The organism is Providencia sp. PROV267 (assembly GCF_028477825.1).
Taxonomy (GTDB): Bacteria; Pseudomonadota; Gammaproteobacteria; order Enterobacterales; family Enterobacteriaceae; genus Providencia; species Providencia stuartii.
Genome location: NZ_JAMPLX010000011.1, coordinates 348085 through 357360, shown reverse-complemented (window position 1 = coordinate 357360; position 9276 = coordinate 348085). Strand labels below are relative to the sequence as shown.

Sequence of the window (9276 nt, the reverse complement as noted above, 5' to 3'; positions counted from 1 at the left end):
ATCCAAATCGTGCTTGCTCCCACTTTTCGATATTAGGCACTTTATCACACAGTTCGCCAATGACGGCATGGCGATAACCATAACCGTTTGATTGAAAATTAGTTTTAACGGTTGAGTTAGCCTCCCCTCGAAGCGTTCTTAGAGGGCTGTTTACGTAACATCGAGACGATTTCAATGCCAGTGAGTCGTGTCTGTGCCTGACGAAAAGATTTAAAGCCGAGCATCGGGCGTATCCGTCGTTTAATATTACGATGATCTTGTTGGTTCTGTCGCTTCGCTCCGTTTTGATTAGTACCACATTGGGGTTTTAGGGGTTTTAGGGGTTTTAGGGGTTTTAGGGGTTTTATTGTCGAATAAACAGCGTCATTAATGCTATACTTCTCCCCATAACCTAAATTAAAGGAAGAACCATATGGCGTATAAATACGACCCTATATCAAAAACGCTCATTGATGCGGACGCAAAATTTAGTTTCGAAGAAGCACCTAATTATGATGAACTTTACTATAAAACTAGCTTACTAAAAATTAAATCCATTCTTAATGATGAAAAAGATGATGATAATGTCGCAGCAGTTATCACCATTGAAGAAGCTGATTATCTTTTAAAGAATCTATCGACTCCAACCCCTTTCAAAGATCCGAAAGAAACACTATTTGGCATTGGAGATATAATATCTTCATTTTCAGGAAATATTTATGAAGCCTACAGAATAGACAGAATTGTTAACGAGTTTGGGAATCTCAATATCAGAGCAACTCAATATACAGGACCAAACGGTAATGTTTATATTCGCCTATCAGGCCATGCTGGAATAAGAGCATACTTAAATGGAACTCGTTATTTAGTCAACAACCCTCGTATTTTATACATGGGAGTAGGCACTCAAGGCATGAATAATATTTCTGTAGGCGCAGCTCGCTTTGCGATAGTTTTCTCAGCGGCTTATAGAACTGTTGAATTAATATTCAAGAATGAATATACCTTGGTTGATTTTTTTGTGAATATAACCATGGACATGGCAAAGCTAGCTATCAGCACTCAAATAACGACAGCCATAACTGGAGGTTTAACTACTGCTGCTTTAATGACTGGAACAAGTGTCATACTTGTAGCTTTAGGGGTGTTTGCTGTAGGTGTATCCGTAGGGGTACTATTGTACTGGTTAGATGATGAATTCCAAATTAGTGCAACTATCATTAAAGGCTTAAAAACTCACAGAGCAAGAAAACCAGAAACACCTTACCATCCAGACCAATTTTTTACTCTGTGGGGGAGATTTAGTCGTGGTTAAATTAGAGCCCACAAAGTTAATCTTATCATCTATAGCGCTTTTACTTTTAGCAATCTTCGGGATCTATCTATCAACAACATATTATATTGATTACTTTCAAATGAAGCCTAGAATTCTATTCTCATTTCAAACAGGGTTCCTGTGTTTTTCAGCTCCTTTGATACTATATTTTTCATATTATAGTTTTATATTGGGATATAAAAAAGAACTACAAAAAATGAATAATAGGATAGCTGGATTTTTCGCTGTTATCTTTATAATAGGCATGGTGTTTAGCTTTTTCTTTTCGACCTATGTCAGTATTGATTTAACCTCAAAAGGCTACTACACATGCTACAAATCATCTATTTTCTCACCAAATGAATACGTTATATCAAAAGATATGTGTAAGTAGTACATATCTTTTGATGCTAAAAACTACTTAACCATCTCACTATTAATACTGTAGCTTGATGTATTTGCCATTAAATGACTTCTAGATATAGATTCATATTTCATCTGAATCCGCTGAAAAGGCATTGATTCATTATCTTTTATTGAATCAGGAAATATGTCAGAGATTTCAATCAATGAAACCCCTGTTAGCTTGACTTCATAATATTTTTCAAGTTGTCCGCTTTGACTCGTTCGATAAAAAATAAAACTAGCCTCTAGAACTTCATTATTATCAAGCGCAACAGACAGCAAGGGAGAAGATTTATCAATAGGTTTAGTGAACACAATGGGTTTATATGAGGCATTCTGTTCACGAAAAGAACCATAGTGAACCCCAATAACTTGAATTTCATCTTCATGACCAATTTGGTAACGATTACCAATTGAATCCTGAGATGAACATCCCGCCGAAATCAAACCTTGATTTTTACCTTTCAACATTAAATATATCGGATATGCCATAACACTCCCTTTTAATGATAATTGAGATGCATAACAACCACATCAATTTAAGTTAAGAGTATTATCTTATCCCAGTTTTTGGTGTAGCACCAATTTAGTAATGTCACTTTTTAGCAATTTAGAAATGTCACTTTTTGCGGCATAAAGGATAAAACCTTTTGCCACGATAAGTACATTCAAAATGTTGGTAACTATGTCGGATAAAGAATTAAGTCGGATCAATGTTATTCAGGCTATTAGTGAAAAACGATTACGGCAGCGTGACGCTGTATCTCAACTCAATTTGACCGAGCGGCAGGTATGTAAGTACACCCGTTTCAGTTCCACACACTTTTTGAGATTTCGTTATTTTCAGCTAATAACCAGTATTCTTCCGGTGTCAGATCATTCAGGGATTCATGTGGTCGCTCTCGGTTATATTCCCTCAGCCAGCGTTCCGTGATTTCCCGTACTTCATTCAGTGTCCGAAACAGATAAAATCCAGTATTTCAGTCCGGTATGTCCGGTTAAAACGCTCGATAAAAGCATTCTGAGTCGGTTTACCCGGTTTAATAAATTTCAGTATCACACCATGCTCTTCCGCCCAGTGCGCCAGTGTCAATGATATAAGCTCCGGACCATTATCCATCCACATTTTTACCGGATATCCGCGTGTTGCAACTATTCTGTCCAATACCCGGACAACGCGTTGTGCCGGGATATCCAGAGCAATTTCTATCGCCAGGGCTTCACGATTAAAATCATCCACGGTATTGAACGTCCGGAAACGCCTGCCGCAGATCAGCGCATCATGCATAAAATCAACCGACCAGCTCTGATTCAGTGCCTCCGGCGTTGCCAGTGGTGCTGGATTACGCACAGGCAGATGTTGTTTGCCTTTACGGCGAAAGCTCAGCTTCAACGGACAATAGATCCGGTGAACCCGCATATGATCCCACTCATTGCCCTGCCTGCGCAAAACCTGAAATAGCTTTTTAAACCCGAATAAGTCTTCTTGTTCCTTATCCTTAAGAGAAAGTGGCTATACAATCATTTTTCTTTCTATAAAAAACATTTTTGCCATCAATGCCTCATTATTGGATGTTTAACATTTCTTTTGCCAGCGCATTCCAAGCTTTTGCCCTGCGGCTTTGATGACTATTTTTCAATGTTGCTAAAGCGACTTCATAAGAGAGTACAGGCTCTATTACAGGAATAATTGACAAACCATCTGCACGTGTTTTATTCCACATACTATCTGGTAATAATGTTACACCAACCCCTGCCCTTACCATCGCTGTTACAAGATCTAAATGGCTACTGCGCCCAGCAATAACCGGTTTTTTTCCATAGATCCCACAAGCGCTCATGACTAACTCATTTATGCGAAAGTCCTCAGAGAAGAAAATAAACGGCTCATCAATAAGCTCTGCAAACTTCACCGAGTTACGCATAGCTAGCGGATGCTGTTCACTCACTAACAGCATCAATCGATCTGACGAAAAAACGTGTAAGTCAAACAATTCATTGTCGAAAGGCAGCATCACTGCCGCGGTCTCCACCTCGCCGTTTAACATCGCCTCCATCATCTTATGCGTGCCTAGCTCCAAAATTTTTAATTCCACCTGTGGGTAACGTCGACTAAATGCCATGATGATATCCGCAAAATAAGTTGACGCGATGACAGGTGGTAATCCTACATTCAAAATACCGGACAGAGGCCCTTCTTTCTCTTTTAACGCCTTATTCATGCTATTAAATTGTTTGAGTATTTGTTTTGCATGACTCAATAAAATTTCGCCTTCATCCGTCAGTCTCACTCCATCGTTTTCTCTCACTAATAATGTATAACCAAGCTCTTGCTCTAACTTTTGAATGCTACGGCTAATCGCAGGTTGGGTCACAAATAAACGTTCTGCTGCTCGGCTAAACCCATTTAGCTGTACCACTTCAACAAAATAACGCAATGAACGTATATCCATGTCTGCTCCTATGACTTTTTGTTATAGATGGAATAATTATAAATAATTTCCACTAAAGAAAGATCTACGTTAGTACTAATAAAAAGCAGAATTATCGGCTAACGTGATCATTAGGAGATAATATAATGAATAAAACCGTCATCGAACATGTTTTAGCACGCTTAAATGAGATCGGCATCAATGATATTTTTGGCGTCGCAGGTGATTACGCATTCCCCATAGAAGATGCGGTCTGTGAAAGTAACAATATGCGTTGGATTGGTAATTGTAATGAACTCAATGCCTCATATGCAGCTGATGGATATGCTCGTATTAAAGGTGCCGCTGCACTTTCAACCACATTTGGTGTAGGAGAATTAAGCGCACTCAACGGCATTGCAGGCTCCTATGCAGAACATCTTCCTATCTTTCATTTAGTTGGTATGCCTGCCAGTGGTGTACAAAAAAACCATAAACTCGTTCACCATACGCTCGGCAATGGTGATTTCGATGTTTTTTATCAAATGAGTCAACACCTAAGCTGCGCTCACGCAATTTTAACCCCTGAAAACTGTATTGCCGAAACCGAACGCTTAATTATAACGGCCCTACGTGAACGCCGTCCTGTTTATATTGGTTTACCCGCAGATTATGCGGTCATGCCAGTCGTTACAGATAAAAATACTGATACCCCTATTATTCATAAAAGTAATAATGAGTCACTATCAGCCGCCGTTACGGCTATTTTAGAAAAGCTAAATTCAAGCCAAAAAGCCTGCATAATTCCTGGTATTTTAAGTGCTCGATTAGGCTATGCTAATGAAGTGCAAGCAATTATTGATAAGACTGGGTTACCTTACGCCACCATGTTTATGGATAAAAGCATTGTCAGTGAATCCAATCCAACTTATATGGGGATCTATAACGGCAAATTAATGAATACACAAGTAGGTGAATTTGTCGAAAGTTGTGATTGCGTGCTGGGAATTGGAGCTGTCCTTACCGATTTTAACTCTGGTAGCTTTACCGCTACTATTCTCCCTGAGAATCGAATTAATATCCTTGCCGACCATGTGAAAGTGGGCTCTGCTATCTATCCTCAAGTCTATATGCAAGATGTACTGGTTAAGCTCAAAGAGCTTGCTCCTTCATTGCATCACCAAGGGATAAAAGCTCAAGGTCTCGGTACGCCAGTTCAGGGGGAAAATGGGCAAATTACTGCAAACTATCTTTATCCGCGACTTGAGCAGATGTTCAAAAAAGACGATATTATTATCGCGGAAACAGGTACAGCATCGATGGGATTAGGTTTTGCTCTGCTTCCACAAAATGCACAATTCCATAACCAAACACTCTGGGGCTCTATTGGTTGGGCAACACCTGCGGCTTTTGGTGCTGCAATAGCTGAACCTAATCGCCGTATTATCTTAATTACTGGTGAAGGTTCTCATCAGTTAACCGCCCAAGAGATTAGCCAATTCGCTCGCTTTGGCTTAAAACCCATTATTTTTGTCCTTAATAATGATGGTTATCTTATTGAACGCTTACTCTGTAAAGATCCTGAAGCCTACTATAATGACTTACCGCAATGGCACTATGCCCAATTACCTGCTGCACTTGGTTGCCAAGATTGGTATTGCCAAAAGGTCACCCGTTGCGATGAGTTAGATGCCGCAATTAATATGGCTGAATCGCAAAATCGTGCGGCATATATTGAGGTTGTGATGGATAGGTATGCATCTTCTGAGCTGGCAGAAAAACTCGGTCAATCCATTGAATCTCTGTATTCATTTTAAGTAATGATTACCTACCATTAGCCATGTCATACAAACCACACGGCTAATGGTTGCCTATATTGCTAGTTTTATTTTAACAATCTTACTTTAACGGATTTACCTTTAATTTTTCCTTGCTGCAATTGTTTCCAAGCATGGCGTGCAGCAGACTGTTTGATTGCGACATATGCATGCATTGGATGAATAGTAATTTTACCAATATCATCCCCTGCCAAGCCAATATCTCCTGTTAACGCCCCAAGAATATCGCCAGGTCGCATCTTCGCTTTTTTACCACCATCAATACACAGTGTTACCATTGAAGCTTCAAGTGGTGTGATAGTTAAGCCGGTTGGTACTGACTTCCAGTTAAGCTTTATATTTAACATTTCTTCTAACACATTAGCGCGTTGAGCTTCTTCAGGAGCACAAAGGCTAATCGCTAACCCACTTTCACCTGCACGCGCTGTACGACCAATGCGATGAACATGCACCTCTGGATCCCATGACAATTCATAGTTAATTACCATGTCCAATGATTTGATATCCAACCCACGAGCCGCCACATCGGTTGCAACTAATACACGACTACTGCCATTAGCAAAACGAACAAGCGTTTGATCTCGCTCACGTTGTTCCATATCACCATGCAATACTAAAACACTTTGATGGCACTCATTTAGTGCATCATACACCGCTTGGCAATCTTTTTTTGTGTTACAAAATACCACACAAGATGCGGGTTGCTGTTGGCTTAACAGTTTTTGTAATAAATCTATTTTTTCATGACGAGCGACTTCATAAAACCGTTGTTCAATAGCAGGTAATTCATCAACTGAATTGATTTCAATCGTTATTGCATTACGTTGGATACGCTGGCTCATTGCTGTAATTGTTTCTGGCCACGTAGCTGAAAATAATAGTGTTTGACGGCTAATGGGCGCATAGCTGATCACTTCATCAATATCATCAGCAAATCCCATATCCAGCATGCGATCTGCTTCATCTAATACCAATGTTTGTAATGTATCCAGTTTTACGGTTTCTTTGTTCAAGTGGTCAAGAAGTCGCCCCGGCGTGGCAACAATGATATGAGCCGCGTGGATTAAGGAATCTCGTTGCACACTAAATGGCACACCACCACAAAGTGTTAAGATCTTAATATTTGCCATATAACGTGCTAAGCGGCGCAGTTCGCTCGCGACTTGATCTGCTAATTCTCGAGTCGGGCACAATACCAGTGATTGTGTACTGAACTGTTTCGCATCGATGTGTTGTAACAGACCCAGTCCAAAAGCAGCGGTTTTACCACTTCCCGTTTTTGCCTGAGCACGGACGTCTTTGCCTGCAAGGATCGCTGGTAACGCAGCCTCTTGAATTGGCGTCATTGTTACGTAACCTAGCTCAGTAAGGTTAGCAAGTTGTTCTTCAGGTAGCGTGTTAAGTTCAGCAAATGAGGTCACAATGAAAATTCCGAATAAAATGTAAAAAAGCTAATGGCTGGTCATGATACTATCCCTTCTCTGACGTGTCGTGAGGAATTTACATCAATCACTGCCAGCCAAGTTCGCAACATGGACATAATCTATCCATCAAGAAGAAGATCGCACTGGTTTCATTCGTAGTTCTATTTTGCGACTAAGCGCCTATCTTAAGTTTTACGGAGAGTAAGCCGAATCGTCGACTATCATTTTTATGTTTGCTGTTAAATGATACGCTATGATTTTAGTCATTGTTAACACTAAAATGACCTAGTATAAATTTCAGGAAATATTCATTGAAGCATATTATGAGTAATATTGTGGCTATCTACCTTTATCGCTATAAATCGAAGTAGTCATTTCGATATTAAAATAATGGTGCTTTATGTTTGAGATTATTAATGGTACATGGCGATATTTTTATATCATACAATTGATTTGATTTGTTCTCTTTGACGTAATCAAAAAGCACCTATTGGTAAGCAAGCTTTCAATTGAAAAACCCACAATAATGACTAAGCATGATAAATACAGCAATTCCCCTAAGGTTTGAGGCTCCCCAAATACTCAATACGGTATCTGAATCTTGTTCAGGAGAAACAAGTCTCTCATTTGCTAGCATTAATAGTGATAAAAATTATTACCCTCTATTTATAAAATAATGATAAAACACACCTTCCCATTAATCTTCAATTAAAAGAAGGATCACCAAAATTAATACCAAATAATTATAATTTTTTAAAAAAACTATATAGTGACGTTAGCAAAGTCATTCGCCATGGTTTTGACACCATCTGCCATCATTCCCATATTTAAAAGCATAATATCTCGAAATCGCACGCTACCTCGCTCTATAAACATCAAGCTAAGAAACGATACAGCCATATTTTATCAGATAAAACAACAAGTAGAACACTCAACTAAATTAGTTATTTTTCAAAAAATTACAAGACTATCCGCAAATATCGCTGACAGTGAAAATAAATCCTTCAAGTAAAAATACTTAACTATAAGTATTTTGATCTAAATACTCAAAAAAAACAATAATTTGAATATTTATCTCAATTAGAAACAATATAACAACACAAAAATCCGTTATCGATCACATTATCAATACAATATATCAAATAGTATTATTGCCATTAGATAGTGTGTGGTTTTATAGCATAAACCACTAATCTATTTAATAGCACCACAACATCACTTTATTTAAAACTAAGGGTATTAAAATGACTACAACATTCTCCGAAATAAACGATATTGCAATTGGAGCAGTAAAGACAAACAATAGTAATGTGAGTTCTTGGCAGGTTTCAAAAAAGAAAGGAATGATGAGAGGTATTTCTGCGACTGTCTCAGGCCAAGGCGCTGTTGTTCGATTACAAGGTGACATGGATTTTAGTATTATTAGCCTTGAATCGTCGGCTAAGTATCAACAGCTGCTTAATGAATATAAATTTGGCGCAGGTCTTACTGCTTTCTTTGCGTGGGTTTCAGCTAACTTTAGTGTCGAAACTCATAGACAAGAAATACACGCAACCTTAGATGAGCTATCAACTACTCAACAAATTAACGGAAAGGTTCATATTGATATGAATGTAACTGGCATATATCCTAATGTGGAAGTTACTGCAATGGCCTATGTTAATATTCTTAAGGTAACCAATAGTGAAGGAAATGAATTTAGCCTTGCTAGCGCAGCAACCCCTAATATTGACACAGGTGCAGCTGATCATGATGGTAATTCACTGCCAACATCAGATAATAATTCGGTAATTTATTTATAGTAATAAAAATCAATTTTACTTATTTGATTTAATCGTAAATATGATTTTATCTATAATTTAATTTATCTCATTTTCTCTTTGTATTACTCAATGAGCAGTATT

At 38.4% G+C, this 9276-nt stretch carries 7 protein-coding genes and 2 pseudogenes; 4 read left to right on the top strand and 5 right to left on the bottom strand.

Translation table 11 applies throughout. The annotated features are described in order from the left end of the window. Window positions 1-116 precede the first annotated feature (116 nt). Window positions 117-263: pseudogene (locus PR709_RS10345) on the bottom strand (DDE-type integrase/transposase/recombinase); the annotation flags it as partial. Between the two features lie 149 nt (window positions 264-412). On the opposite strand from PR709_RS10345, the gene PR709_RS10340 reads away from it, so the two are divergent. Both PR709_RS10340 and PR709_RS10335 read left to right on the top strand, forming a co-directional pair. Continuing rightward, on the top strand, window positions 413-1294 hold the full coding sequence (locus tag PR709_RS10340; RefSeq protein WP_004919350.1) for a hypothetical protein: 882 nt from the start codon (window positions 413-415) through the stop codon (window positions 1292-1294). A 100-nt stretch (window positions 1295-1394) separates the two neighbouring features. Continuing rightward, on the top strand, window positions 1395-1688 hold the full coding sequence (locus PR709_RS10335) for a DUF1240 domain-containing protein (RefSeq protein ID WP_071599664.1): 294 nt from the start codon (window positions 1395-1397) through the stop codon (window positions 1686-1688). Window positions 1689-1711: 23 nt separating this feature from the next. On the opposite strand, the gene PR709_RS10330 is transcribed toward PR709_RS10335, so the two are convergent. From PR709_RS10330 to PR709_RS10320, 3 genes and pseudogenes are all read right to left on the bottom strand, one after another. Continuing rightward, a complete protein-coding gene (locus tag PR709_RS10330) occupies window positions 1712-2191 on the bottom strand; it encodes an Hcp family type VI secretion system effector (RefSeq protein ID WP_014658261.1) in 480 nt (159 codons plus the stop codon). 317 nt (window positions 2192-2508) lie between these two features. Beyond that, a pseudogene (locus PR709_RS10325) lies at window positions 2509-3176 on the bottom strand (IS3 family transposase); the annotation flags it as partial. Between the two features lie 88 nt (window positions 3177-3264). Continuing rightward, complete coding sequence (locus PR709_RS10320) at window positions 3265-4152, bottom strand: LysR family transcriptional regulator (protein ID WP_004919341.1); 888 nt, start codon at window positions 4150-4152, stop codon at window positions 3265-3267. A gap of 125 nt (window positions 4153-4277) precedes the next feature. Here PR709_RS10320 and PR709_RS10315 point away from each other — a divergent pair, with 125 nt between their 5' ends. Beyond that, a complete protein-coding gene (locus PR709_RS10315) occupies window positions 4278-5927 on the top strand; it encodes an alpha-keto acid decarboxylase family protein (RefSeq protein ID WP_004919340.1) in 1650 nt (549 codons plus the stop codon). Window positions 5928-5995: 68 nt separating this feature from the next. On the opposite strand, the gene dbpA is transcribed toward PR709_RS10315, so the two are convergent. Continuing rightward, window positions 5996-7369, bottom strand: a complete 1374-nt coding sequence (gene dbpA / locus PR709_RS10310; RefSeq protein ID WP_004919337.1) for an ATP-dependent RNA helicase DbpA — start codon at window positions 7367-7369, stop codon at window positions 5996-5998. A gap of 1247 nt (window positions 7370-8616) precedes the next feature. Between dbpA and PR709_RS10305 the strand changes: the two genes are divergently transcribed. Then, window positions 8617-9174 (top strand): hypothetical protein, encoded by a 558-nt coding sequence (locus tag PR709_RS10305; RefSeq protein ID WP_004919334.1) that lies wholly within the window; start codon window positions 8617-8619, stop codon window positions 9172-9174. Window positions 9175-9276 lie beyond the last annotated feature (102 nt).